The following is a 24,761-nucleotide window of genomic DNA, read 5'->3' on the forward strand; positions in this document are numbered from 1 at the left end:
TCCGGTATTCCAGACAGGAGTACTTCTAAAGGGGGTCTGCAGTGAGCGGGCTGGCCGCAAACTTTAAGTACGGGATACCGGACACCATTCGGAGATACCCGAAGAACAGAAATTCCGAATAGACAGCCTAACGGCGAGGCCCGGAGGACACATGGCAGGCACGATGCCCACAACGGCGGCAAACCGGCCGGAATCAGCAGTCAAGGCGAAAGTTCCAGCCGCCGAAAATACCCTGCGGATCCTCAAACTGTTGGGTTCTAAGCGGGGGCCGATGGCGGCATCGAACATTGCCACGGCATTGGGACTGCCGCGCTCAAGCGTGTACCACCTCCTTGGCGTCATGGAGGCGAACGGCTTTGTCCTGCACCTGCACGAGGAACAGCGGTACGGCCTCGGCATCAGCGCCTTCGAGCTCAGCTCCGCCTACTCGCGGCAGGAGCCGCTGTCTCGGCTTGGGCGGCCCATGCTGGCCTCCCTCGTTGATGTCCTGGGCGAAAGTGCACACCTGGCGGTCCTGCACGGACGGGATGTGCTCTACATCGTGGAGGAGCGGGCCAAGAACCGGCCGTCCCTCGTGACCGATGTCGGCGTCCGGCTGCCGAGCCACCTCACCGCCAGCGGTCGGGCCATCCTTGCCGCGCTGCCAAAGTCCCAGGTCCGTGCGCTCTATCCGAACGCCGCCGCCTTCAGTGCCCGGCACGAGGTGGAGGGCGCGATCATGAAGTACTCGGCGCTGTCCTCGCACCTTGACCAGGTGCGGCAGCGTGGCTACGCCACGGAACACGGTGAGGTGACACCCGGCTTTGGCTCCATCGCCGCCGCTGTCACGGATCATCTTGGCTGGCCGACGGCGGCAGTCGCCGTCACGTTCCTCGAGGACAAGCTGCCGGAGGACCAGTGGCCGGTGCTCGCCGCCCGAGTGCAGAAGGTCGCCGACGAGCTCTCGGTGCGCATCCACGGCCGCCCCGCGAAGTAGCGCCAGCCACGTAGCGGCCTGTCGCCGGAGGACTGGCCCAAGTGGGTAGCAGCACAGGGCGTTCTGAGGGCTGGGAACGCCCTGATCTGCTACCTGGTTAGGTCTGGAATACCGGACAGCACCCGCCGGAAACCCCTGTCTGGCCCGCTCCGGAGGGGCTTTAGTTGATACAGAAGCACTTTCGCTCTCAAGAATTCCGCAACACGCAACACTCCCGATACAACATATTCCCGCGATACGAAGGAGCCACCATGGCACCCGCCGATTTCACCACCGGTGCCCGCCCGGTCAAAGCAGCCCGAGGTACCGAGCTCACCGCCAAGTCCTGGCAGACCGAGGCACCCCTGCGCATGCTCATGAACAACCTCGACCCCGAGGTGGCCGAACGCCCGGATGACCTGGTGGTCTACGGCGGCACCGGCCGGGCCGTGCGCTCCTGGGCCGCCTTCGATGCCATCACCCGCACCCTGGAAACCATGGACAAGGACGAGACCCTGCTGGTCCAGTCCGGCAAGCCGGTGGGCGTCTTCCGCACCAACGAATGGGCGCCGCGCGTGCTTCTGGCCAACTCCAACCTCGTCGGCGACTGGGCGACGTGGCCCGAATTCCGCCGGCTCGAGGCCGAGGGCCTGATGATGTACGGGCAGATGACGGCCGGGTCCTGGATCTACATCGGCACGCAGGGCATCCTGCAGGGCACGTTCGAAACCTTCGCAGCAATCGCCCGCAAGCTCACCGGGGATAGCAACGGCACACTTGCCGGCACTCTGACTCTGACCGGCGGCTGCGGCGGCATGGGCGGCGCCCAGCCCCTCGCCGTCACCCTGAACGAGGGCGCCTGCCTGATTGTCGACGTCGACGAGACCCGCCTCCGCCGCCGCGCCGGCAAGCGCTACCTCGACGAGGTGGAGACCGACCTCGACGCCGCGATCGCCAAGGTCCTTAAGGCCAAGGAGGAGCGCCGCGGCTGGTCCGTGGGCTACGTGGGCAACGCCGCCGAGGTCTTCCCCGAACTCCTTCGCCGGCACAAGGCCGGCGAGCTGACCATCGACATCGTCACCGACCAGACCTCCGCCCACGACCCCCTGAGCTACCTGCCGGAAGCCATCTCCGTGGACGAATGGCACCGCGAGGCCGAGGCTGACCCGGAAGGCTTCACCAAGAAGGCCCAGGCATCGATGGCCAAGCACGTCCAGGCCATGGTCGAATTCCAGGACGCCGGCGCCGAGGTGTTCGACTACGGAAACTCCATCCGCGACGAGGCCCGTAAGGGCGGCTACAGCCGGGCATTCGAGTTCCCCGGATTCGTCCCGGCCTACATCCGCCCGCTGTTCTGCGAGGGCCTCGGCCCGTTCCGTTGGGTGGCGCTCTCCGGCGACCCCGAGGACATCCGCGTCACCGACGAGGCCATCAAGGAGCTTTTCCCCGAGAACAAGCACCTGCACCGCTGGATCGACGCCGCCGCCGAGCGCGTCGAATTCGAAGGCCTGCCGGCTCGCATTTGTTGGCTGGGCTACGGCGAACGCGCCAAGGCCGGTCTGCTCTTCAACCAGCTGGTCAAGGAAGGCAAGGTCAAGGCGCCCATCGTGATCGGCCGCGACCACCTGGACTCCGGCTCCGTCGCCTCCCCGTACCGGGAGACCGAAGCCATGGCCGACGGCTCGGACGCCATCGCCGACTGGCCCCTGCTCAACGCCCTCCTCAACACCGCCTCCGGCGCCACCTGGGTTTCCATCCACCACGGCGGGGGAGTAGGCATCGGCCGCTCCATCCACGCCGGCCAGGTCTCCGTTGCCGACGGCACCGATCTCGCCGCGCAGAAGCTTGAGCGGCTCCTCACCAACGATCCCGGCATGGGCGTGATCCGGCATGTCGACGCCGGCTATGACCGCGCCGTCGACGTCGCCAAGGAACGCGGCGTCCGAATCCCCATGAACGAATAGCGCCGACGTATCCGCTGATCGATCCTGTCGAATCAAGGTTTCGACAAGCTCAACCAGCGGCAGGCTCAACCGGCGAACAGGCTCAACACCAGAAGTAGGAATAATGACTATCACCACCCACGAACCGCTCACTGTTACTCTCGGTGCCAGCGGTGCCACGCCCGAGGACCTCGTCGCCGTCGCACGCAATGACGCCCAGGTGAGCATTTCCCAGGACGCCCTGGACACCGTCGCAAAGGTCCGCGCACACATCGACGAACTGGCCCACAGCGACGTGCCCGCGTACGGCATCTCCACGGGCTTCGGCGCGCTGGCCAACCGCCACATTCCCGGCGAGCTGCGCACCCAGCTGCAGAAGTCGCTGATCCGCAGCCACGCCGCAGGCATGGGCCCCGCGGTGGAACGCGAAGTGGTCCGCGGCATCATGTTCCTGCGCGCCAAGACCCTTGCCTCGGGCCGCACCGGCGTCAGGCCCGTGGTCCTGCAGACCATGGTGGACGTGCTCAACGCCGGCATCACGCCGGTGGTCCGGGAGTTCGGTTCGCTGGGCTGCTCCGGCGACCTCGCACCGCTGTCCCACTGCGCCCTGGTCCTCATGGGCGAAGGCGAGGCGACCGGACCCGACGGCGAACTGTACGGCGGCGCCGGCCAAAGGACGGTTGCTGAACTGCTCGCCACGCACGGCATCGAACCGGTGACCCTGGCCGAGAAGGAAGGGCTGGCGCTGGTCAACGGCACCGAGGGCATGCTGGGCATGCTCCTGATGGCCATTGCGGACCTGCGGCAACTGCTCACGACGGCGGACATCACCGCCGCGCTCAGCGTCGAGGCGCTGCTCGGCACCGACCAGGTGTTCCTGCCCGAGCTGCACGCCGCCCTCCGGCCGCACCCCGGCCAGGCGGCCAGTGCCGACAATATGCTCCGTGTGCTGTCCGACTCGGCGATCGTGGCCTCGCACCGCGTGGGCGATTCCCGCGTCCAGGATGCCTACTCCCTGCGCTGCGCACCCCAGGTTGCCGGCGCCGTCCGGGACACGGTCGACCACGCCGAACTTGTGGCTTCCCGTGAACTCGCTGCCGCCATCGACAACCCCGTGGTCCTGCCTGACGGCCGGGTCAGCTCCAACGGCAATTTCCACGGCGCCCCGGTGGCGTATGTGCTCGACTTCCTGGCCATCGCCGTCGCGGACCTTAGCTCCATCGCCGAACGGCGGACGGACCGCATGCTGGACCCGGCCCGCTCCCATGGCCTGCCGGCGTTCCTGGCCGCCGATCCAGGTGTGGACTCGGGCCTCATGATTGCCCAGTACACGCAGGCCGGGCTGGTCTCGGACAACAAGCGGCTCGCGGTGCCCGCGTCCGTGGACTCGATCCCGAGCTCGGCCATGCAGGAGGACCACGTGTCCATGGGCTGGCACGCTGCACGCAAGCTCCGGAAGGCCGTGGAGAACCTGCGCCGGGTGCTCGCGATCGAACTCGTGACGTCGGCCCGGGCGATTGACATGCGCATCCAGCTCTCCGGCGGTGAGCTGACGCCTGGCCCCGCAGGGGCGGCCGTCCTCGAAGCGCTGCGGACCGTCGTCGGCGGTCCGGGCACGGACAGGTTCCTCTCACCCGAGCTCGAAGCGGCCGACCGGCTGGTCGCCTCCGGGGCGGTGCGGGCGGCAGCCGAATCCGCCGTCGGAAACCTTGCCTAAAGGTGAATAATGTGCACCGCCGGCGGACGTTTGCCGGCGGTGCCGAAATACTCTGCAACGCGCCACACGCAGGCCCAAGAGTGTAGTAGAACTGAAGGTGTAGTAAAAGTCACATCAAAGAGGCTGTGGCGGAAGAAGAACATCCACAAAGGGGTAGAAGTTCAAATGAAAGCACGCGGGACAGTCCTGTCCAGGCGCATTGCACACGCAGCTACGGTTTCCAACTGGGGATCGCTGCACGTGGGCGAGCGGGTCGAGATCATCAAGCATGCTCATGTCATTGCGGCAGGCGAGGTGGAGGAAGTCTCACGGAGCGGAAACGTGCTGTGGGTTATCTGCGGCGGAGTGGCGGAATCGCAGCTCTTCATGAAGTCCGACGGCGTGCAGGTGCGCCGGATGTAGTCCGGCTGAAGCCGCGCGCGGCAGGCCGCGCACCGGAAATCAAAAAGCCCCCGACCTTGGATCATTCGGCCGTTCGGCCAGAATGAGTCCAGGATCGGGGGCTTTTTCGCGTGTTAGGCCGCGATGTCCTCGTGTGTTTCACCGAAGGGAACAGACTCGTCGAGGGCCACCGTGTAACGGCCTGGCTCGAGGCGCGTGACCTTGATGCCGCAGGTGCCTTCCTGGGCGGCCGTTTCAATCAGCGTCTCCACCGCGCTTTCCAGGCCGTCGTGGACCTGGGCGGCACTCGTGAATGCCAGGTGGATGGACCGGGCATCCGCAGAGGGAGATGCGCTCGTAGGAGCGGTTGGGCGCTCCATGGTTGCTGTGCTCAATGTACTGACTTTCTGTGGTTCTTGCCGGGGGGCAGTAGACCATTCTACCGGGAATCGGCGCAAAGGTAAGATGACTGTCGTTTGACAACGGTATTGACGGTAGTTGTCTCATCAACCATTCTTTAGGCGATGGCGCCGGTACAGAGCCCCTTCGCATCCGCCGAAAGCCCCACCCCGAAAGCCCACCACGGGCGCTCCGACCGCTAGTGTTGGTCAGGTCTGAGAGGCCGACGGCGCAGGAGGCGACCGTGTTTGAAGGTGCCAGCATCATGTTCGCCGCGGCGGGCGTAGCCGTCTTTGTTGCCGCCATCCTGCCCAAGGCGCTGCGCAATGCTCCGATCTCCATGCCCATGGTGTTCCTGGGCGCCGGCGCGGCCGCCTTCGGCCTGCTTCCAAACCTTCCGGACCCCAACCCGGTCCAGCACCCCGAGCTGACGTTGCATCTGACCGAGATCTGCGTGATCATCTCGCTGATGGGAGCCGGGCTGGCGCTCGACCGTCCGGTCGGGCGGCGGAACTGGTCAACCACCTGGCGGATGCTCGGCATTGCCATGCCCCTGTGCATGCTGGGCCTGACGCTCCTGGGACTCTGGCTGCTGGGCCTGGGACTCGCCGCCGCGCTCCTCGTGGCCGCCGCACTGGCACCCACCGATCCGGTCCTGGCATCCGAGGTCCAGGTGGGTGAGCCCGCCGACGAGGAGGAGGGCACCGACCAGGAGGACGAGGTCAGGTTTTCCCTGACCTCGGAGGCGGGACTGAATGACGGGCTCGCCTTTCCCTTTGTATACCTGGCCATTGCCATGAGCCTTGTGGGGACGGCGCCGTCGGCCTGGTTTCCGGAGTGGTTCGGCGTGGACGTCCTGTGGCGCATCGGAATCGGCGTGCTGCTGGGCTACGGCACGGGCAAGGCGCTGGCCCGGCTTTTCTTCTCCGCCCGGCACGACAGCATCCGGCTGTCCAACCACTCCGAGGGTTTCGTAGCGCTGGCCGCGACCTTCCTGGCATACGGCGTCACCGAGATGATCGAGGGCTACGGCTTCATCGCGGTGTTCGTCTGTGCGGTGACTATCAGGGCTGCGGAACGCACCCACGGTTACCACCGCATTCTTCACTCCTACGTGGAACAACTCGAGCGGCTGATGACAGTGGTCATCCTGGTCCTCCTGGGCGGAGCGATCGCGCGGGGCCTGCTGGCCGGCGTCGGCTGGGCCGAAGTGGGCGTTGCGCTGGCCTTCCTGGTCCTGGTTCGTCCGCTGTCCGGCTGGCTGGCACTGGCCCGCGGCAAGACCGGTCCCCGGGAACGGATCGCCATTTCCTTCTTCGGCATCCGTGGCATCGGGTCCCTGTATTACCTTGCCTACGCTCTGGGCCAGGGCGGCTTCGGGGAACGGGCGGAGTACCTGTGGAGCATCATCGGACTCGTCGTGGCCATGTCCGTGGTGCTGCACGGCGCCACCACGGCGCCGGTCATGAAGCGCCTGGACCGGCTGCGCGAACGAAGGGCCGCCGAGAAATTCGGCGACGAGGGAAAGGCGCCGCACACGCCGGTCTGACCCTGCGGAGCACTGATCAGGCCAGCGGCGAATATTCTGCATTCAATCCCATCGTGTGGTGAGCTTGGATCATGGCAGGCAAAAGGTTGATATCCCGTATGGCTCTCGGCCTGGCAAAGTTGCTGGGGTTCGTGATTGTCAGCTGCCTCTGCGGGGTCCTCGCGGCCAGCTTCCTGGTCCCCGGAGCCGCCCTCGCCGGCACCTCGGTCAGCCGGTCGATTTCCTACTTCAACAGCCTGCCCACCGAACTCGCGGTGCCCGCACCGTCGCAGACCGCCCGCATGCTGACGGCGGACGGCAAACTCATCGCCACGTTCTATTCCGAGAACCGCGTCCGCGTGCCCCTGAAGCAGATGTCCCCGTTCATCCGGAAGGCCGCCGTCGCCATCGAGGACAGCCGCTTTTATGAACACAGCGGCGTCGACACACAGGGCATCCTGCGCGCGCTGACCAGCAACCTGACCCACGGCGACCGGCAGGGCGCCTCCACCCTCACCCAGCAGTACGTCACCAACATTGTGAACGAATCCCTGATTTCCGAGGGCCGTGAGGATCAGGTGGTCCTCAGCGGGCAAAAGAGCATGGGGGACAAGCTGCGCGAGATGCGGCTCGCCATGGCACTGGAAAAGAAGTTCACCAAGGACCAGATCCTCGAGGGCTACCTCAACATCGTCTTCTTCAACCGCAGCGCCTACGGCATTGAGGCGGCGTCCCAGTATTTCTTCAGCGTTCCGGCCAGCAAGCTGACCCTGCCCCAGTCGGCGCTGCTCGCGGGCCTGGTCAACAGCCCCAGCTTCTACGATCCCGTCACCAACCCCAAAAACTCGCTGACACGCCGCAACCAGGTCCTCGGCGAAATGCTCAAGCAGAAGATGATCTCCAAGAAGGAGCATGACGCCGCTGTGGCCTCCGGCGTCGGTTTGAAGGTGAAGCCCTCGCGGCAGGGCTGCGCTGCTGCCACCATGGCCCCGTACTTCTGTGACTATGTGACCCGGCTCTTCCTCAACAACCCGGCCTACGGTGCGGACACTGAGGCGCGCGAAAAACGGCTCCTCCGCGGCGGGCTGACCCTCACCACCACTCTGGACAGCCGGCTGCAGGCCAAGGCCCAGGCGCAGGTGAACGCCACCGCCGGCGCCAATCCGGACAGGTGGGGCGCCTCGCTGGTCACGGTCCAGCCGGGCACCGGCCGGGTCCTGGCGATGGCGCAGAACACGGTATACCTGCCCGGGCCCGGAAAGTTCGACACCCAGCTGAACTTCAACGTGGACGCCAAGGACGCGAACGGCAACGATCTCAACGGCGCCGGCGGGTTCCAGCCAGGCTCCACCATGAAGCCCTTCACCTTCGCCGAGTGGCTGCACCAGGGCAAGACCATGACCGCGGTGGTGGACGCCTCAAAGCGCGAGTACCCGCTGGGCTTCGGCTGGCGGTCCTCCTGCGGCAAGGTGGCGGGCGGCTACAGCACGAAGCAGCGCAGGGCAGGACTCGACACGGCTGACGACCTGCAGAACGCCTCGGAGGGCTACTACCGCAAGATGCCGGCCGACTACGGGCTCTACAACTCCATCAACACGGCCACCTTCGCCGAGGCCGCGCAGCTGGACTTCTGCGGGATACAGAAGATGGTCAACGCCGTCGGGCTCCGCAGCGGGCTGGACGGGACGCCAGTGAACATGCACCAGCTGGGCAACCTCCTGGGCGGCACCGGGGTGGCGCCCTTGACCATGGCCAACGCCTTTGCCACCTTCGCCGCCGACGGCCGGTACTGCGTGCCGGTGGCCCTGGCCGGGGTGGCGGACATGGCGGGCAAGAAACTTCCGGCCGAGGCCCAGGAATGCAGCGAAACAATGGACAAGAACGTGGTCCGCGGCGTGAACAAGGCGCTCCAGGACATGCTCAACAAGGGCTCCGGCATTTACATCAACCCCAAGGTGCAGAAGACTGTGCCGGTGGCGGCGAAAACGGGCACCAACAACAGCAACGGCGCCACCTGGGTGCTGGGCTACACCACCGGCCTGGCGACCGCCTCGTTCTTCGGGGACGCCCTGGAGGGCCAGCAGCGACCTGGCCGGAATCTCACTGTCAACGGCAAGCACTACGATCGCATTGACGGCTACATGGTCGCGGGCCCGCAGTGGGCGAACTACATGCTCCAGGTGGTGCGGCTCTATCCGGCGGCCGCCTTCCCCAAACCGCCGGCGTCGATCGTCAGCAAGCCCGCGGCCAAGCCCAAGGCGCCCGCCCGGCCAACCCCGAAGCCGCCGGCCAAGCCCAAGCCCAAGAATTAGCCGGGCCCCGGATTAGCCGGGCGGACAAGCAGCTGCTTAGCCCAGCAGGATGCTGACCAGCCGCGCGGCTACCCGGGCCGTCCGGTTGTCGATGTCGAAGGCCGGGTTCAGCTCGGCGATGTCCGCATGCAGCAGCTTGCCGCTGGCCACCACCTGGCGGCAGACGGCACTGATCACCGGCAGCGGAACGCCGTATGCGGCCGGGGCGCTGACTCCGGGAGCCACCGCCGCCGGCAGCACGTCAAGGTCGATGGTCAGGTACAGGACATCGATCCCGCTGAGGAAATCCGCCACAAAGGCCTCCGTGGCCCCGGCGGTGCAGTCCTCATCCAGCAGATACTTCACCCCCAGCTCCTCGGCGGTGCTGAACAGCGCCCGTGTGTTGTTGGGTTCGGAAATTCCGACGACGGCGTACTTCAGTTCGCGCCCTGCGGCCGCTTCCGCACGGGCCATCTGGAGGAACGGCGTGCCCGAACTGGGGGCGGCCTCGTCCCTGAGGTCGAAGTGGGCGTCAAGGTTGAGCACGCCCAGCCGCTGGCCATCGCGGACCGCCCGGGACCCTGCCACGCCTAGGTAGCTCGCGTACGCGGTTTCGTGGCCGCCGCCCAGCAGCAAGGTGAGGTGGCCGCCGTCGAGCAGCGCGGACACGGCAAGGCCCGCGCGGGCCTGGCCGGCCTCCAGCTCGCCGTCGCGGACCACCACGTCGCCGGCGTCCGCGGCGGGCCGCTCCGAGTGGTAGGCCAGAGGCCCCAGCGCACCGCGGATGGCCGCAGGGGCGGCTGCGGCTCCGGTCCTGCCCTTGTTCCGGCGCACGCCCTCATCGCTGCAGAAGCCGAGGATCACGGCAGGGCGCTGTTTAGGGGCCGAGGCGTTGGGGGCGGGGGTGTTCGGTGCGGCAGTGTTAACGGTGGCCGGGGCCACGGCCTGCCACCACCGCCGGTGGGCTTCGCCGTCGCCGTCGTAACGGCCTGTCCAGGGGCGGGGTTCAGCGTCAACAGAGAGCGCGGGAAAGTCCATGCTTCCAGCTCACCGCACGGACACAGCGAAAGCCAGCAGCGCCGCCGTCGTGATGTCTGAAATACCGGAACTCGCTTAAGCGCGAGATGGCACTTCGCGGCAGTGTCACTGGGGAACACTGCCGCCAAATGCCATCTCGGGGGGGGGGGGCGCGGAAGCGGGGGCTGCTACATGCCGAGTCCCTGTTCGATCGGGCCAATGGCGAAGAACAGAACGAAGGCTGCCGCGACGGCCCACATCAGCGGGTGCACTTCGCGGGCGCGGCCCTGGAAGGTGCGGATGAGGACGTAGGAGATGAAGCCGGCGCCCAGGCCGTTGGCGATCGAATAGGTGAAGGGCATCAGCGTGAACGTGAGGAAGGCGGGCAGGGCGATGCCCCAGTCCTGCCAGTGGATCTTGCTGATCTGGGCCACCATCATGAAGCCGACCACTACCAAAGCCGGGGCCACGGCCTCGAACGGCACCAGGTTGATCAGCGGGGTGAAGAACATGGCCACCAGGAACAGCAGGCCGGTCACGATCGAGGCCAGGCCCGTCCGCGCGCCCTCGCCGATGCCGGCGCCGGATTCGACAAAGATCTGGTTGGAGGACACGGAGGCGCCGCCGCCGACGATGGCGCCGAGGGCGTCCACCTGCAGCACGCGGTCAACGTTGGGGATGTTGCCGTCCTTGTCCACGGTTCCGGCCTCGTTGGCCAGGCCCACCATGGTGCCTATCGCGTCGAAGAAGATGCTGAGCAGGATCACGAACGCGAGCAGCGCCGCTGCCACGACACCCAGATGGCCGAAGGCGCCAATCGGGTTGGCCTTGCCGATCAGGGAGAGATCGGGGGCTGACCATTCGGTGAACTTGGGGGCAACCAGGGACCAGCCCTGCGGGTTGAAGTTCTTGCCGTCGAAGCTGGGTCCGATGTGCAGCGTGAACTCAAGGATGACGGCCAGGATGGTGGAGGCGACGATGCCGATCAGGATGGCACCCTTGACGTTGCGCACCAGCAGGGCGATGGTCAGGATCAGGCCGAAGACGAACACCAGGGTTGGCCACCCCAGGAGCTTGCCGTCAAAGCCTAGGCCCACCGGAACGGTGGTCCCGGCCGCGTCCGGAACGCGCCGGACGAAGCCGGCGTTGACCAGGCCAATGAGGGCGATGAACAGGCCGATGCCAACCACGATTGCGGTCTTGAGACCGTCCGGAACAGCCCGGAACACGGCGGTCCGAAATCCGGTAAGGACCAGGATCATCATGGTGACGCCGGAGAGGACCACCAGGCCCATCATGTCCGGCCAGGTCAGACCCGGGTTGGTGGCCACTGTCACGGCCACGAAGGCGTTGACGCCCAGGCCCGTGGCCATGGCAAACGGGTGCTTGGCCCACGCGCCCATGAGGATGGTCAGGATGCCGGCAACAAAGGCGGTGACCGCAGCAACGGCCTGGAAACCGAGTGTGGCGCCGGAGGAGTCCGCAACGGACAGGATCAGGGGGTTCAGCACCACGATGTAGCTCATGGCGAAGAAGGTGGCAAAACCGCCCCGGATCTCGCGGGAGAGGTTGGACCCCCGTTCGGATATCTTGAAGTACCGGTCCAGTGCAGAGCCCTGCTTGAGCATTAGTCCTCCGGTGAGAGTGTGGGGGGTTGCTTGAATCCTAGTAGGTTGCCGGATGCCGTCCCAGCAAATTCGCCTAGTCTGTAAGGAAGTCAACACTAGGAGTAGTCCGCCCATGCGTTTCACCCGCCAGCTGCTGTCCGCCCTCCTTGGTGGGCTCACGCTCGTCGCCCTGCTCCTTACGGCGGGTCCCGCTTCCGCACACGACGCCGCCGAATCCAGCAGCCCGGCCGACGGCGCCACCGTGGCGGCAGCGCCCGCCAAAGTCTCGATAACCTTCAACAACACCCCGCTGGGGCTCGGTTCCCAGGTCAAGGTGACGGATGCCGCCGGAGCCGACTGGGCTGACGGCAAGGTGGAGATCGTGGACAACGTCGCCACGCAGAACCTGCGGGAAGGTGCGCCTGCCGGGAAGTATTCGGTCGTGTGGCGGGTGGCGAGCTCGGACTCTCATCCGATCGAGGGGACGTTCTCCTTTACTGCCGCGGCGGCTGCAGCGGGGGCAACGGCGGCGCCGGTTCCGACCGTCGGTACGCCGCAGCCGGGGGCAACCCAGGCAACGGGGACAACCCCGAATTCCTCGGAACCTTTCCCGTGGAGCATCGTGGTGTTCGCAGCCGTGGCCCTCGGCCTGCTCATCACCCTGGGTGTGCTGGCCCGCCGGCGGCTCGGCGTCAGTGACGAGCCTGACGGCGACGGGAACTAACGACCGCTTCAGACAGCCGTGGCTTCGGAGAGCCCCGGCTTCAGAGAGCCCCGGCTTCAGAGAGCCCCGGCGGGCAGCGCCGGGAAACTTCCGGTCAGCACCGACGGCACGCTGTCCGGGTAGACCTTCGCCGAGATGGCCTGGCCCACCACCTTGGCCTGGCGCAGGACTTCCTTCGGCGTGGGCGTGATGAGCTCGCCGACGCCCACCAGGTAAATGCCGATGGCGCGCATGGCCGCGACGAGGTTGGCTCCAATGGAGATGCCGAGGTCCGTGAGCATGCGCCGCAGCTGGCTGTGGGCACAGCGCGTGAGCACGATGTGGTCGGCCAGCAGCACGCCGTCCGGGGTATGCACGGCCCAGCGATGCAGCGAGGCCTCCGCCCCCGGACCCATCTTGTCGAGCAACACGGCAGACGTATCGCTGCGGATGTCCAGCTGGTGGCTTGACGCGTAGTTGCGCAGGTGCCGGAGGATTTCGTTCCGCTCCTGGAGCGACGCCGCCTCGGCATCGTCGCAACGCTGCGGTGCGGATTTCTGGGACGGCTGGCCGCCCCTCGGGGATTCCAGCCTGCTGACGGTGATTGAATCAACGCCCCGGCGCCGGAGTTCCGTGGCGATTGCCAAACCGGGAAGTCCGGTGCCGATGACCACAGTGGTGGTCCGTTCTGCGCCGCTGAGACCAGGCATGCGTGACACTACAACTTCCTCCTCGAGAATTTCGAAGCGCAGGGCATCATTGCCGTGCACCGTCCACTGCCCCAGTAAGCAGACACCAGCCATCTACGGATGTGCAGTGGAGCACAATCCGGATCGATAGTGCCTCGACATTACAGAATTTTTTGGTCGCTGGATACCCCACCCGAAACATTGGCTTGCAGGGCTTTGCACGGCGTTACCAGCGCACCCCGAGCAGTGCCGATAGGGCACTCGGAGCCGTGCCGGAAGAGCACTCGGAACGGGCAAGAATCAGCCTTCCGAAAGGACCCGAAAAGCCGCGTGGGGCCCGCTTGCTAAGAGATCGCGGACCGAGAATAGTTGGACTTAAGTGCAGGCTGTACGTAACCGGGAACCGGACGGCCTGCCGGTGCCGGCTAGACAGGCTGCTTCTGGCAGAATAGCCGCATCATCAGGCAGTATCGCGAGGAGGCGGACCAAATGGACGCACACGAATTGCATCCCGACCCGGCACGGGATGGCGGTGCCCGGCACGCGAGACCCGAAGGAATCGTGGTCGGCGTCGATGGTTCGGACCATGGCCAGTGCGCCCTCGTGTGGGCTGCCCGTGAAGCCGAACGCCGCCGTAGTCCGCTCCATATTGTCACCGCCTACTCGGTGCCCATTTTTGCCGCTTCCGGACTCGACGGCGGCTATGCCACCGTGGACGACTCGGTGATCCGCGAGGGCGCCGAGGCCATCCTGCAGCACGCAGTGGACAAGGTGGCCGGCTACAACATCAACGTCAGTGCCTCGGTCGAGAACGGGGACGCTTCGGGCGTACTGCTCGACTTTTCCGAAACCGCCGAGCTGCTGGTTTTCGGCACACGCGGGCGGGGCGGCTTCGTGGGACGGCTCCTCGGCTCCGTGAGCAGCGCGCTCCCCGCCCACGCCAAGTGCCCTACGGTGACAGTTCCGCTGATCTGTTCCGACCGCTTGGGCGAGACCACCCAGGACAAGCACATCCGGGCGGAACAGGCCAAGGCCGGCCACGGCCCCGTGGAGAAAGCTGTCGTGGTGGGAGTGGACGGGTCCGAACAGGCCCGCGTCGCCGTCTTGGAAGCTGCGGAGGAGGCCGAACGGCTGGGTGCGCCGCTGCGCGTGATCTGCGCCGTGCCGCAATACAGCGGATCCCTGGCCTGGGTTCCGGCCCCGATGGACAGGGAAGCGCTGTTCGCCGATATCCAGGTCCAGCTGAAGGCCGGGGTGGCCTGGCTGCAGAGCCATTTCCCGCGGCTGGCCATTGAGACCCGCCTGCTGGACGGGTCACCCGTGGATGTGCTGGTGGAGGCCAGCCGGCATGTTGAGCTGATAGTCGTGGGAACCCGCGGCCGCGGCGGCTTCACCGGCATGCTTTTGGGATCGACGTCGGACGGCGTCCTGCACCATGCCAAAAGCCCCGTGATGGTGGTGCCGGACCGGGAGGACCCCCGGCTCGCCGACCGCGCCAGCTTCGGACCCATGCTCGGCGCCTCTTAACGCATGAACGGCCTGGTGCTCGGTCTCGGGGACCTCAGCGCCTCCATGCTGCCGGAGGTTGGCGGCAAGGCTGCCAACCTCGGCGAGCTGCTCGCGGCCGGCCTCCCGGTGCCGGACGGGTTCTGCCTCACCACCGATGCCTACGTCCAGGCCGTGGAGCCACTGGGCCTCAGGGACGTGCACCGCGCCCTCCAGGACACCCCGGCCGATGATCTCGAAGCCCTCGCAAGCCTGGCTGCCAGGGCCCGCAGCCTGATCACTTCGGCAGAAATGCCGACGGCGATCGCCGGGGAGGTGCTTACGGCCTACCGGACGCTGGACGGCGTTCCGGTCGCAGTGAGGTCCTCCGCCACGGCCGAGGACCTTCCCTTCGCCAGCTTTGCCGGCCAGCAGGACACGTACCTGAACGTCATAGACGCCGTGGCGCTGCTGGACGCCGTCCGGAAGTGCTGGGCCTCGCTGTGGACTGACCGGGCGGTGGCCTACCGCGCCAGCCGGAACATTGACCCCGCAACGGTGGCCCTCGCCGTCGTCGTCCAACAGATGGTGGATGCCGAGGCAGCCGGCGTGATGTTCACCGCGAACCCCGTCACCGGCAGGCGCCGGGAGGTTGTGATCGATGCGAGCCCCGGGCTTGGCGAGGCAGTGGTGTCGGGCGCAGTCAATCCGGACCATTTCGTGGTGGACACTGCATCCGGTGCCATCCGGCAGCGCCGGCTGGGGGACAAACGGACGGCTGTCCGGCCGCTGCCCGCGGGAGGCACCGAATTCGTCGAGCAGACGGCAGGCGACCAGGGTGCGCAGAACCAGCCCTGCCTGACCGACGCGCAGATCCGGGAACTCACCGCGCTGGGTGGCAAGGCGGAGGCCCACTACGGCGCCCCGCAGGACACCGAGTGGGCGCTCGACGGCGACGGAAAGGTTTGGCTGACCCAGTCCCGGCCCATCACCACGCTTTACCCGCTGCCGGAGAAGGTCCCGGAACGGTCCGGCCCGGGGGAGGACCTGCGTGTCTACCTGTGCTTCAGCCTCGCCCAGGGCCTTACCCGGCCGCTGACCCCGATGGGACTTGCCGCCCTCCGGCGGATCGGCTCATCAGTTGCTGCCGCGGCCGGCTTCGACCTTCCGGACCCACGCAGCGGGCCGCCGCCGTACGTCGAAGCCGGACAGCGCATCTTTATCGACCTGACCGCCGCCGCCCGGAGCACCGTGGGCCGCCGGATCATTCCCAAGGTCTTTGACGTCATGGAGGCACGCTCCGCAAGAGTCCTGCGCAGTGTGTTCGACGACCCGCGCCTGTCCATCACCCGCCGCACGCCCTGGGACCTCCTCAAGCACGTGGTCCCCATAGCTGCCCGGGCCCGCGTGCCGGAAGCAGCGCTCCGGGCGCTGCTCCGTCCCGAGGCGGCCCTCAAACGCCTGAACCGCTTCACCACGGAGTTCAACGCGACGCTGGAACTGCCCCATGGTGCTTCCCCGCGCGCGCGGCTTGACCATGCCGAGGGGATAGTGTCGCGGCTCTTCCCCAACCTGCCGGCCGTGCTCCCGCTTGCCGGCATGGGCTTCGCCATGCTCGGCCTCGCCGGGAAACTCCTGGGTGCCGGCAAACTCTTTGGTGCCCGCGAGGCCGGTGCTGGGGAGGGCAGTGTTAGCGAGGGCGGTGTTGGCAAGCTCCCGGGGGCCGGCAAGGACGGCGGCCCCCGGGGAAGCAGGAACACAGACCTGCAGCCTGTCCTCCGCGGCCTGCCCAACAACGTGACCACCCAGATGGACCTCGAGCTGTGGCGGGTCGCCACGGCGATCAAGGCCGACGCGGAATCGCTGGCCGTGCTCACGGCTCATCCGCCTGCGGTGCTGGCGCAGCGCTTCGTCGCGGGCGGATTGCCGGCCGCGGCCCAGACCGGCGTGGCAGGGTTTCTGGCGCGGTACGGGCACCGGGCTGTCGCCGAGATCGACGTCGGCATGCCCCGCTGGCGGGACGACCCCACCCACATTCTTGGCGTCCTGGCCAACTACCTCCGGCTGGAGGACCCGGAACGGGCCCCTGACCGGCAGTTCAGCAAGGCAGCAGCCGAAGCGGATGCACACATTGAGCGGCTGGTGGCCGAGGCCCGTTCGAGGGGACGCCTTCGCGCCGTGGCCGTCCGGGCGGCGTTGCGGCGGGCGCGGCTGTTCGCCGGGCTGCGCGAACTTCCCAAGTTCCAGATCGTCCTGGCGCTGGCGGAAGTCCGGAAGCAGCTGGCCGAAGTCGGCACCGTCCTGGCGGAGCAGGGACGGCTCGCCCGCGCAGAGGACATCTTCTTCCTGGACTTTGCCGAAGCAAACCAGGCGCTGGATGGTGCGGACATGCGGGATCTCGTGGCGCAGCGGCAGGGGGCCTATTACCTGGAACTGGAGCGGCGCCACATTCCGCGGATGCTGCTGTCGGACGGAACGGAACCGGAAACGCTGCTTACCGCCGTCGGAACCGTTGCCGGGGCACTGTCCGGGAGCCCGGCGTCGGCGGGGACGGTGACAGCGCCCGCACGTGTCATCCTCGAACCCGTGGGCGCCCACCTGGAACCGGGGGAAATCCTTGTGGCGCCGTCCACCGATCCAGGCTGGACCCCGCTGTTCCTCACGGCAGGCGGCCTGGTGATGGAGATGGGCGGCCCCAACTCCCACGGCGCCGTCGTGGCCAGGGAGTACGGCATCCCCGCCGTGGTGGGCGTGGCTGACGCCACCTCGCTGCTCAGGACGGGCCAGGAAGTGACGGTCGACGGCGGCGCGGGCACCGTGCTGCCCGGCGCCTGAGGGCAGCGGCTGCTGAGGGCGGTGGCTGCTGAGGGCGGTGGCTGCTCAGGCCCGTGGCTACTGCCGGTCCTGTGCCGGCTTCCCGCGCCGGATGTGCCGGACCACGAGCCAGGCCACGAAGCTGGCCAGGGCGGCGTAGACGGCGTAGTTGAGGTAGCGGGAGTACTGCTCCACCATCGAGTACTGCCGGCCCAGCAGTACGCCGAAGCCGATCAGCGCGCCGTTCCAGATGCCACTGCCGGCGATGGTGAAAATGCTGAAGGTGCCCAGGTGCATCCTCTCGGCGCCCGCCGGCAACGAAATGAGGCTCCGCACGCCGGGCAGCAGCCGGCCGAAGAAGATCGCCGACCTGCCGTGGCGGCGGAACCAGGCGTCCGCGCGCTCGAAGTCCTCCCGGTCCACCAGCGGCAGCTTGGACAGCCAGCGGATCGAACGCTCCAGCCCCACCTTCGCGCCCAGGAGATACAGCGCAAGGGCGCCAAGATAGGCGCCCAGTGTGCTGGTCACAAAGACCAGTACCAGGTTGAGGGACCCCTGCCGGGTCAGGAACCCGGCCAGCGGAAGAATCACTTCGCTGGGAATCGGCGGGAACACCGTCTCGAGGAAGGTAAAGAGGCCCACACCCCATTCCCCGAGCGAATCGATCGCCTGGGCGGCGAAGCCCACGATGCCTGTCAGTTCGTCGGCGGGACTGGATGTGGCACCGGGAATGCGCATTGTCTACGGCTCCTGGACTGGAAAACGGCGTCCCACCCAGTCTGGCCCACCAGCCGGTACAGGGAAAGCGGACAGCCGGCCGGGGGCTGCCACAGGGGAGGCCGAGGCGTACCCTGAGGGTATGAGCTGCGACGTCGGAGCGGAGTTGACATGACTGCCATCTGGCTGCGGTGGACACCCGCCGTGGCCGTACCTGCTGTGATAGCTGCCGGAGTCCTGGCGGGGTCCTTGCCCGCGAGCGCCCGGGATCCGTTGCCAGAGAAGACACCTGCCCAGGTGCTGGCGATGATCGGACAACACCAGACCAAGTCCTTCTCCGGCACGGTGGAGCAGTCGTCCGAACTCGGCCTGCCCGATGTCCCCCAGGTAGGACCCACCTCGGGTGCAGGGACGGGTTCCCTCGCCGAGCTGCTGACCGGCCCACACAGCGCCCGCGTCTTCATCGACGGACCAACCAAGGCCCGCATCCAGGTGATGGACCGGATGGCCGAACGCGACGCCGTCCGGCAGGGCAATGAGCTGTGGCTGTACAACTCCAAGGACAACACGGCCACGCACGTCACGCTTCCCGCCGCTGCGTCGAAGGAATCCCGCAGCCATGACATGCCGGCAGGCGTGGCAACGCCGGAGGAACTGGCCGCGAAGATGCTTGAAAAGCTGGACGGCACCACCGACGCGGCGGTGGCCGAAGATACCGAGGTGGCAGGCAGGGCGGCATACAACCTGGTCCTCACGCCGCGGTCGGCTGTGACCCTGGTGGGGTCGGTGGCCGTGGCCGTGGATGGTGAGAACGGCATGCCGCTGAGCGTGGAGGTACGGGCCCGCGGTCAGCAGGAGCCTGCGTTCCGGACGGCGTTCTCCAGCCTAACGCTGGGTGCTCCTGACGCAGCCCTGTTCAACTTCTCGCCGCCGCCGGGTGCCTCGGTGAAGGAACTTGCGGTGCCGGCAAAGCCCAACGGCACGAAGGGCCAGGCCGACAAGAACCGTACCGGCAAGGATCTGGCCGACAAGAACAGCGCCAATAAGGACCTGCGCGGGCACGCCCCCACCGTCACCGGCTCCGGGTGGGAACGGATCGTCGGCATTCCGGCCCCGTCCGCTTCCGCCCCATCCGCGTCCCGTGAGTCCGGAAAGCAATCAGTCGACAGGCTGCTCAATGATCCACTGCTTCGCCAGGCGACCGTGACTGTCCAGGGCGGGCGGGCCATCTCCACATCACTGGTTAATGTCCTGCTGACCGACGACGGCCGGACGTTCGTTGGTTCCGTGCCCCTGGAGCGGCTCCAAGCCGCCGCAGCCGTGAGGTGACAGCCGCTGGCCGCGCTCTGGCGCTAGAGACACAGGGGCTGAGCAAGCGGTTCGGCCACCAGTTGGCGGTCAACAGCATAGATCTGGCTGTGCCCCGGGGTTCCGTCTTCGGCTTCCTCGGGCCCAACGGATCCGGCAAGACCACCACCATCCGCATGATGCTCGGCCTCGCCGCGCCGACCGCGGGCGAGGTCCGGGTCCTCGGGATGGACATGCCGCGGCAGCTGGATGAGGTCCTGCCCAGGGTCGGTGCGCTGGTGGAGGGGCCGGCTTTCTATCCTTTCCTCTCAGGTGCGGCAAATCTGCACCGCTTTGATGCAGCGGACCGGCACGCTGCGCCGTCCACCCGCCGCGCGCGGGTGGACGAAGCGCTGGAACGGGTGGGGCTTTCCCATGCCGCCCGCAAGAAGGTGCGGGCCTACTCGCTCGGCATGAAACAGCGGCTGGGAATCGCCAACGCGCTGCTGGCACGCCGCGAACTGCTGGTCCTGGACGAACCGACCAACGGGCTGGATCCCCAGGGCACACGGGAGGTGCGGAACCTGGTCCGGTCCCTCGCCGCTGACGGCGCCACCGTGTTCGTCTCCAGCCACCTGTTGGCCGAAGTGGAGCAGATTTGCACCCACGCGGCTATCATGAGCGCCGGCAGGCTGGTGGCCCAGGGGCCCCTGGCCGAACTCCGCGAGTCGGGCACCGCGCAGCTCCGCCTCGTGACGCCCGACGCCGGTACGGCCTCGGGCGTTTTGGTGCGGTTCGGTCTGTCCCCCGTTGTGGGTCATCCAGACGGAGTGGATGCCGTCATAACGTCCAGCCTTCCTAATGGGGAGGGGTTTGACCGTACAGCAGGGTTCTCCGGTGGCGCAGGGTTTGACGGCACGGCGGGGCTCCCAGCCGCCGACGGAGGCGTGGCACCGGAGGCGATCGTCGCTGCCCTCGTGGCGGACGGCGTGCGGGTGCGCGGGTTCACGGTGGAGCGCGGCAGCCTGGAGGACCGCTTCGTGGCTTTGACGGGGGAGGGCTTCGATGTCGCACAGTGATTGGTCGCCAGTGCAGGACCCTGAAGCGCAGGAGCCGGCGGCGGGGGAACCGGAAGCTCAGGCGCCCGCAGGGCAGGAACCGGATGGGCATGGGCTGGCGGCACGGGAACCGGCGGTGCACCGGCTCACCGTGCAAAACAGCCCGGCGCCGGGTGCCAGGCGCCGGCCGTCCAGCGGTTCGCTGCTCGCCTCGGAGCTGAAGCAGCTGTTCCGCCGCCGCAGGATCCAGGCCATGCTCCTGGCGCTGGCCGCCATCCCGGTGGTGATCGCCGTCGTCGTCCGCGTTTCCTCGGCTGTTCCTCCGGGGAGGGGGCCGGCGTTCCTGGACCGGATCAGCCAGAATGGCCTGTTCGTGGCCGTCACCGCGATGCTGGTTTCCGTTCCGCTGTTCCTTCCGCTGACCATCGGGGTGGTCGCGGGGGACACCATTGCCGGGGAAGCCGGACTAGGCACGCTGCGGTATTTACTGGTGGCTCCGGCCGGCAGGGTGCGCCTCCTGCTGGTCAAGTATGCCGGGGCCGCTGCGTTCTGTCTTTCCGCCCCGCTGGCTGTGGCGCTCGCCGGCGCGGGCATCGGCTGGGTACTTTTCCCGGTGGGACCGGTTGCACTGCTCTCGGGCGACCTCGTGGAACCGGACGAGGCGCTGGTCAGGATGCTGCTGATCGCCGCTTATCAGGCCGTGTCCCTGCTGGGTTTGTCGGCCATCGGGCTGTTTCTGTCCACGCTGACCGACGTGCCTGTCGGCGCCATGGCCGCCACGATCGTCCTGTCCGTCGTTTCCCAGGTGCTCGACCAGCTGCCCCAGCTGGAGTGGCTGCACCCGTGGCTGTTCACGCACAACTGGTTCGGCTTCGCAGACTTGCTTCGCCAACCCATCGGCTGGGATTCGTTCGGTGACAATGCGCTCTTGCAGGCGGGCTACATCGCAGTGTTCGGCGCGCTCGCGTACGGCAGGTTCGTGAGCAAGGACGTGCTGTCCTAGGTGTTTCCGCTGTCGGGGTCCTTGTAGCGGGGTGCTAGTGGCGGGCGAGCTAGTACCGCGCAGCGACCGGGTGGAGCTGCATGCCGGCCATCATGCTCAGGTCCGTCACGGTGATGCCCGCGGACGGGTTCAGCGCCTGGACCACCCTGCCGCCACCCAGGTAGATCGCCACATGGTAGAAACCGGGCGCCGATCCCCAAACCAGCAGATCACCGGGCTGCGCCTGGGACAGGGGCACGTGGACGGGCGCCTGGGCGAACTGCTCCGCAGCCGTGCGCGGAAGTTGCTTCCCGATGGCCGCGAACGCGTTCTGGACCAGACCCGAACAGTCGAAGCCGTACGTGCCAGTGCCGCCATATTGATAGAAGTACGGGGACCCCACCTTGCCCATGGCCACCGAGATGGCAGCCATGTTGGAACCGCCGGGAGACGGGGCAGGCTGGACCGGGGCTGGTGCCGGCTGTGCGGGTGCCGGCTGCGCTGGGGCAGGCTGTGCTGGCGCGGGAGCCGGGCGGGCCGGAGCAGGTGCCGGGCGGGCCGGCGCGGGAGCTGCCGGAGCCGGAGCCGCCTCTGGAGGAGCGGCCGGAGCCGCAGGTGCCGGAGCTGCCTGTGAAGGAGCGGCCCGGGCAGGCGTCCGGGATGGCGCGGAAGCGGACTGCTCCGCCGAGGCAGCACTCGCGCTGCCTGCCGCCGCAGCGTTCGCCGCCGCTGTCTTGTCTGCGGCCGCCTGGGCCGCGGCGGCCCGTTCAGCTGCTGCAGTTACGGCGGCGAGGCGGGCCTGCTGGCGTTGGCGTTCCAGGCCGTCCACGCGGGCGGACTCGAGCGCTGCCGTAGTGTTCCGCAACGAGGCAAGCTGCCCCACAAGAACAGTCCGCTGCGCCTTGGCGTCCGCTACCGCCTTTACCTGGGCTGCATTGGCCTGGTCTGCCTCTGCCTTGAGCGTCTCGGCAGTTTTCGCGGCGTCGTCTGCCGCGCGGCGGGCGTCGGCGGCAGCAGCGGTGAGCGATTCGGCGGCCGCGGCGGTGGTTTCTGCGGCAGCGAAGGCCCTGCTCCGGCCGGCGGTAAGTGCCTGCAGCGTTGCCGCCTTGGCGAGGACATCGCCCGTGCCCGTGACCAGGCCGCTCACCTCAGGATTAAGCCCACCGTTCCGGTAGAGGTCCCCGGCCAGCAGCCCCACGGCCTTGCGGCTTTTGGACTGTTCCTTGTCCGCGGCGGAAGCCCTGGCCGTGGCCACCGCGGCCGCGTCCGACCTTGTGTCCAGCTCCACGAGTGCGTTGCTGTACGCGTTGTTGGCTTCGAGCGTCCGTGCGAACGTGACCTCCTGGGCCGTGGCGGCGTCGGCCAGGATGCCCTCAATGTCGGCGACCTTTGCCGCCGTCGCACTTTCACTGGACCTGGCGGCAGCGATGTCCGCGGGGGAGGGAACTTCCGGCGACGCCGGTACCGTCAGGGCTGTTGCCAGAAGACCTGTCGTGGGCACCATTTTGGCAATGGCCCGGTCAGCGGTCGCAGGTGCCGCGAGGGTTCCGAAGAGGACGACGGCGGTGCAGAAGACTGCCGCTGTGCGGCCGGGGCCGGTCAAACTCATTCATAACCTCGCAAGTCAGGGCGGGGCAAACGAGTCGGGAGGCAGCACGGAAGTGCTCCTCTGAAGATGCCCAGCCCTCTGAGGTTAGGGCCAGGTTGCCACTTTGGCAACACTAGTCACATCAATAACATAAACAACATCAGTGCATTTTGATGGAGATGCGACGCGCGGGTCGCGTCACCGTCGCCCGGAGGCAACGAAACAGGCAGGAAACGCCTCAGGCGTGCTGAGGCGATTCGTGCTCGTAGTGGCTGGCCGGTTCCAGTTGGAAGGTGCAGTGCTCGGTATCGAAATGCGAGCCCAGGCAGGTCGTGAGTTTGTCCAGGACCTGGTCTGCACCCTTCGCGCTCAGCATCTCGTCCTCCACCACCACGTGGGCGGAAAACACCGGCACGCCGGACGTGATCGTCCAGATGTGGATGTCGTGGACGGCAACCACGCCCGCCACGGAGAGGATATGTTCGCGGATCATGCTGACTTCCACGCCCTTTGGGGTGGCCTCCAGCAGGACATCGACCACTTCGCGGAGCAGGTGCCAGGCTCTCGGCAGGATCATCAGCGCGATGATCACGGATGCGATGGTGTCCGCCGCCAGGTAGCCGGTGAACTTGATGACCAGTGCCGCGGCGATGACGGCGAACGAGCCGAGGAGATCGCCCAGCACCTCCAGGTAGGCGCCGCGGACGTTCAGGCTTTCCTGCTGGGCCTTTCGCAGGATCAGCAGCGAGACGAAGTTGGCGGCCGCACCCAGGATTGCGGCGTACAGCATGATGTCTGTGTGCACCTCGGGCGCGGAGCCAATGCGGCGGATGGCTTCGGTAAAGATGACAGCCGCGACCACCACCAGGATCAGGGCGTTGGCGAGGGCGGCCAGGACTTCCGCGCGCTGGTAGCCATAGGTCCGTAGATCGCTGGCCGGCAGTGCAGCGATCCATGCAGCCATCAGGGCGATGAAGACGCCGGCTGCGTCGGAAAGCATGTGGCCCGCATCGGCCAGCAGGGCAAGGGAGCCGGAGAGCAGGGAACCGACCACCTGGATGAGCATCACGGAGAGGGTGATGACCAGAACCGCAATCAGCCTGCCGCGATGCCTACCCGTTGCCGTGAGGCCGTGGGTGTGGTTGTGGTCGTGTCCCATGCCTACAAGGCTAGTCCCACCCGAGTTCGTGAAGCCGCTGGTCGTCGATTCCGAAGTGGTGCGCAATCTCGTGGATCACTGTCACCGCCACCTCCTCCACCACGTCCTCGCGCGAGGAGCAGATGTCCAGGATGGGCTGGCGGTAGATGGTGATGCGGTCCGGAAGCGATCCGGCATCCCACCAGGAATCGCGCTCGGTCAGCGGAACGCCCTCGTACAGTCCCAGGAGCACCGTGTCCGGGTCCTCGCCGGGCTGGGGGACGTAGTCGTCGTCGATGAACACCGCCACGTTGTCCATGGCCCGCGCCACCTCGGCGGGAAGCTGGTCCAGGGCGTCGCTGACGGCGGCTTCGAAGTCGGCTTCGGACATGTCGAAGCCGGAGGGGTCGCCAGCTCCGTCCGGCACGATCGGGAGGCCGGGCGGCAGGTTAGCGGGCATAC

At 67.3% G+C, this 24,761-nt stretch carries 20 protein-coding genes; 12 read left to right on the forward strand and 8 right to left on the reverse strand.

Translation table 11 applies throughout. The annotated features are described in order from the left end of the window. The first annotated feature begins 151 nt into the window (after nucleotides 1-151). The 4 genes from J7I85_RS02200 (at nucleotide 152) to J7I85_RS02215 (ending at nucleotide 5,017) form a co-directional block, all read left to right on the forward strand. On the forward strand, nucleotides 152-976 hold the full coding sequence (locus J7I85_RS02200) for an IclR family transcriptional regulator (protein ID WP_214846024.1): 825 nt from the start codon (nucleotides 152-154) through the stop codon (nucleotides 974-976). A 251-nt stretch (nucleotides 977-1,227) separates the two neighbouring features. Continuing rightward, nucleotides 1,228-2,919 (forward strand): urocanate hydratase, encoded by a 1,692-nt coding sequence (hutU, locus tag J7I85_RS02205; protein WP_214846026.1) that lies wholly within the window; start codon nucleotides 1,228-1,230, stop codon nucleotides 2,917-2,919. Nucleotides 2,920-3,022: 103 nt separating this feature from the next. After that, nucleotides 3,023-4,615 carry a histidine ammonia-lyase gene (hutH, locus tag J7I85_RS02210; protein WP_214846028.1) on the forward strand — a complete coding sequence of 531 codons (1,593 nt, stop codon included), beginning with the start codon at nucleotides 3,023-3,025 and terminating at the stop codon, nucleotides 4,613-4,615. A gap of 165 nt (nucleotides 4,616-4,780) precedes the next feature. Beyond that, on the forward strand, nucleotides 4,781-5,017 hold the full coding sequence (locus J7I85_RS02215) for a hypothetical protein (protein ID WP_190607323.1): 237 nt from the start codon (nucleotides 4,781-4,783) through the stop codon (nucleotides 5,015-5,017). Nucleotides 5,018-5,130: 113 nt separating this feature from the next. Here J7I85_RS02215 and J7I85_RS02220 read toward each other — a convergent pair whose 3' ends face one another. Continuing rightward, the gene (locus tag J7I85_RS02220; protein ID WP_251023825.1) at nucleotides 5,131-5,391 is read right to left on the reverse strand and encodes a hypothetical protein; all 261 of its coding nucleotides are present in this window, start codon (nucleotides 5,389-5,391) and stop codon (nucleotides 5,131-5,133) included. 248 nt (nucleotides 5,392-5,639) lie between these two features. Between J7I85_RS02220 and J7I85_RS02225 the strand changes: the two genes are divergently transcribed. After that, nucleotides 5,640-6,944, forward strand: a complete 1,305-nt coding sequence (locus J7I85_RS02225; RefSeq protein ID WP_214846037.1) for a sodium:proton antiporter — start codon at nucleotides 5,640-5,642, stop codon at nucleotides 6,942-6,944. A gap of 98 nt (nucleotides 6,945-7,042) precedes the next feature. Further along, nucleotides 7,043-9,235, forward strand: a complete 2,193-nt coding sequence (locus tag J7I85_RS02230) for a transglycosylase domain-containing protein (protein WP_214846039.1) — start codon at nucleotides 7,043-7,045, stop codon at nucleotides 9,233-9,235. A gap of 36 nt (nucleotides 9,236-9,271) precedes the next feature. Here J7I85_RS02230 and hutG read toward each other — a convergent pair whose 3' ends face one another. Further along, on the reverse strand, nucleotides 9,272-10,252 hold the full coding sequence (gene hutG / locus J7I85_RS02235) for a formimidoylglutamase (RefSeq protein WP_214846041.1): 981 nt from the start codon (nucleotides 10,250-10,252) through the stop codon (nucleotides 9,272-9,274). A gap of 167 nt (nucleotides 10,253-10,419) precedes the next feature. Continuing rightward, nucleotides 10,420-11,859 (reverse strand): NCS2 family permease, encoded by a 1,440-nt coding sequence (locus J7I85_RS02240; protein WP_214846047.1) that lies wholly within the window; start codon nucleotides 11,857-11,859, stop codon nucleotides 10,420-10,422. A 112-nt stretch (nucleotides 11,860-11,971) separates the two neighbouring features. Between J7I85_RS02240 and J7I85_RS02245 the strand changes: the two genes are divergently transcribed. Next, nucleotides 11,972-12,562, forward strand: a complete 591-nt coding sequence (locus J7I85_RS02245; protein ID WP_214846049.1) for a copper resistance CopC family protein — start codon at nucleotides 11,972-11,974, stop codon at nucleotides 12,560-12,562. Between the two features lie 56 nt (nucleotides 12,563-12,618). On the opposite strand, the gene J7I85_RS02250 is transcribed toward J7I85_RS02245, so the two are convergent. Further along, nucleotides 12,619-13,251 (reverse strand): FAD-binding protein, encoded by a 633-nt coding sequence (locus J7I85_RS02250; protein ID WP_214846112.1) that lies wholly within the window; start codon nucleotides 13,249-13,251, stop codon nucleotides 12,619-12,621. A 468-nt stretch (nucleotides 13,252-13,719) separates the two neighbouring features. On the opposite strand from J7I85_RS02250, the gene J7I85_RS02255 reads away from it, so the two are divergent. Next, nucleotides 13,720-14,757, forward strand: a complete 1,038-nt coding sequence (locus J7I85_RS02255; protein ID WP_214846051.1) for a universal stress protein — start codon at nucleotides 13,720-13,722, stop codon at nucleotides 14,755-14,757. Nucleotides 14,758-14,760: 3 nt separating this feature from the next. Further along, a complete protein-coding gene (locus J7I85_RS02260) occupies nucleotides 14,761-17,550 on the forward strand; it encodes a PEP/pyruvate-binding domain-containing protein (RefSeq protein WP_214846053.1) in 2,790 nt (929 codons plus the stop codon). 57 nt (nucleotides 17,551-17,607) lie between these two features. Here the strand turns inward: J7I85_RS02260 and J7I85_RS02265 are convergent, their stop codons facing one another. After that, the gene (locus J7I85_RS02265) at nucleotides 17,608-18,267 is read right to left on the reverse strand and encodes a DedA family protein (protein ID WP_214846060.1); all 660 of its coding nucleotides are present in this window, start codon (nucleotides 18,265-18,267) and stop codon (nucleotides 17,608-17,610) included. Nucleotides 18,268-18,417: 150 nt separating this feature from the next. On the opposite strand from J7I85_RS02265, the gene J7I85_RS02270 reads away from it, so the two are divergent. From J7I85_RS02270 to J7I85_RS02280, 3 genes are read left to right on the forward strand one after another with little or no spacing between them, the layout of a single operon-like run. Further along, a complete protein-coding gene (locus tag J7I85_RS02270; protein ID WP_214846062.1) occupies nucleotides 18,418-19,575 on the forward strand; it encodes a hypothetical protein in 1,158 nt (385 codons plus the stop codon). Next, a complete protein-coding gene (locus J7I85_RS02275; RefSeq protein ID WP_214846064.1) occupies nucleotides 19,572-20,612 on the forward strand; it encodes an ABC transporter ATP-binding protein in 1,041 nt (346 codons plus the stop codon). Before J7I85_RS02270 ends, J7I85_RS02275 begins: the two co-directional genes overlap by 4 nt. Continuing rightward, complete coding sequence (locus J7I85_RS02280; protein WP_285289509.1) at nucleotides 20,599-21,594, forward strand: ABC transporter permease; 996 nt, start codon at nucleotides 20,599-20,601, stop codon at nucleotides 21,592-21,594. Before J7I85_RS02275 ends, J7I85_RS02280 begins: the two co-directional genes overlap by 14 nt. Before the next feature lie 49 nt (nucleotides 21,595-21,643). Here the strand turns inward: J7I85_RS02280 and J7I85_RS02285 are convergent, their stop codons facing one another. The 3 genes from J7I85_RS02285 to J7I85_RS02295 form a co-directional block, all read right to left on the reverse strand. Continuing rightward, nucleotides 21,644-23,182: a C40 family peptidase gene (locus J7I85_RS02285; protein WP_214846066.1), complete on the reverse strand. Its 1,539-nt coding sequence runs from the start codon at nucleotides 23,180-23,182 to the stop codon at nucleotides 21,644-21,646. A gap of 217 nt (nucleotides 23,183-23,399) precedes the next feature. Next, entirely contained in the window at nucleotides 23,400-24,320 is a 921-nt protein-coding gene (locus tag J7I85_RS02290; protein WP_214846068.1) for a cation diffusion facilitator family transporter, read from the reverse strand. 10 nt (nucleotides 24,321-24,330) lie between these two features. Beyond that, nucleotides 24,331-24,759 carry a metallopeptidase family protein gene (locus J7I85_RS02295; protein WP_214846070.1) on the reverse strand — a complete coding sequence of 143 codons (429 nt, stop codon included), beginning with the start codon at nucleotides 24,757-24,759 and terminating at the stop codon, nucleotides 24,331-24,333. Between the last annotated feature and the right edge of the window lie 2 nt (nucleotides 24,760-24,761).

The organism is Arthrobacter sp. ISL-65 (assembly GCF_018613795.1).
Taxonomy (GTDB): domain Bacteria; phylum Actinomycetota; class Actinomycetes; order Actinomycetales; family Micrococcaceae; genus Arthrobacter.

What these genes read in the sequence shown, in the direction of transcription:
- J7I85_RS02200 (WP_214846024.1), top strand. Translation starts at nt 152, where the DNA reads ATGGCAGGCACGATGCCCACAACGGCGGCAAACCGGCCGGAATCAGCA.
- hutU (WP_214846026.1), top strand. Translation starts at nt 1,228, where the DNA reads ATGGCACCCGCCGATTTCACCACCGGTGCCCGCCCGGTCAAAGCAGCC.
- hutH (WP_214846028.1), top strand. Translation starts at nt 3,023, where the DNA reads ATGACTATCACCACCCACGAACCGCTCACTGTTACTCTCGGTGCCAGC.
- J7I85_RS02215 (WP_190607323.1), top strand. Translation starts at nt 4,781, where the DNA reads ATGAAAGCACGCGGGACAGTCCTGTCCAGGCGCATTGCACACGCAGCT.
- J7I85_RS02230 (WP_214846039.1), top strand. Translation starts at nt 7,043, where the DNA reads ATGGCTCTCGGCCTGGCAAAGTTGCTGGGGTTCGTGATTGTCAGCTGC.
- hutG (WP_214846041.1), bottom strand. Translation starts at nt 10,252, where the DNA reads ATGGACTTTCCCGCGCTCTCTGTTGACGCTGAACCCCGCCCCTGGACA.
- J7I85_RS02240 (WP_214846047.1), bottom strand. Translation starts at nt 11,859, where the DNA reads ATGCTCAAGCAGGGCTCTGCACTGGACCGGTACTTCAAGATATCCGAA.
- J7I85_RS02245 (WP_214846049.1), top strand. Translation starts at nt 11,972, where the DNA reads ATGCGTTTCACCCGCCAGCTGCTGTCCGCCCTCCTTGGTGGGCTCACG.
- J7I85_RS02250 (WP_214846112.1), bottom strand. Translation starts at nt 13,251, where the DNA reads ATGCCTGGTCTCAGCGGCGCAGAACGGACCACCACTGTGGTCATCGGC.
- J7I85_RS02255 (WP_214846051.1), top strand. Translation starts at nt 13,720, where the DNA reads ATGGACGCACACGAATTGCATCCCGACCCGGCACGGGATGGCGGTGCC.
- J7I85_RS02260 (WP_214846053.1), top strand. Translation starts at nt 14,761, where the DNA reads ATGAACGGCCTGGTGCTCGGTCTCGGGGACCTCAGCGCCTCCATGCTG.
- J7I85_RS02265 (WP_214846060.1), bottom strand. Translation starts at nt 18,267, where the DNA reads ATGCGCATTCCCGGTGCCACATCCAGTCCCGCCGACGAACTGACAGGC.
- J7I85_RS02270 (WP_214846062.1), top strand. Translation starts at nt 18,418, where the DNA reads ATGACTGCCATCTGGCTGCGGTGGACACCCGCCGTGGCCGTACCTGCT.
- J7I85_RS02280 (WP_285289509.1), top strand. Translation starts at nt 20,599, where the DNA reads ATGTCGCACAGTGATTGGTCGCCAGTGCAGGACCCTGAAGCGCAGGAG.
- J7I85_RS02285 (WP_214846066.1), bottom strand. Translation starts at nt 23,182, where the DNA reads ATGAGTTTGACCGGCCCCGGCCGCACAGCGGCAGTCTTCTGCACCGCC.
- J7I85_RS02290 (WP_214846068.1), bottom strand. Translation starts at nt 24,320, where the DNA reads ATGGGACACGACCACAACCACACCCACGGCCTCACGGCAACGGGTAGG.
- J7I85_RS02295 (WP_214846070.1), bottom strand. Translation starts at nt 24,759, where the DNA reads ATGCCCGCTAACCTGCCGCCCGGCCTCCCGATCGTGCCGGACGGAGCT.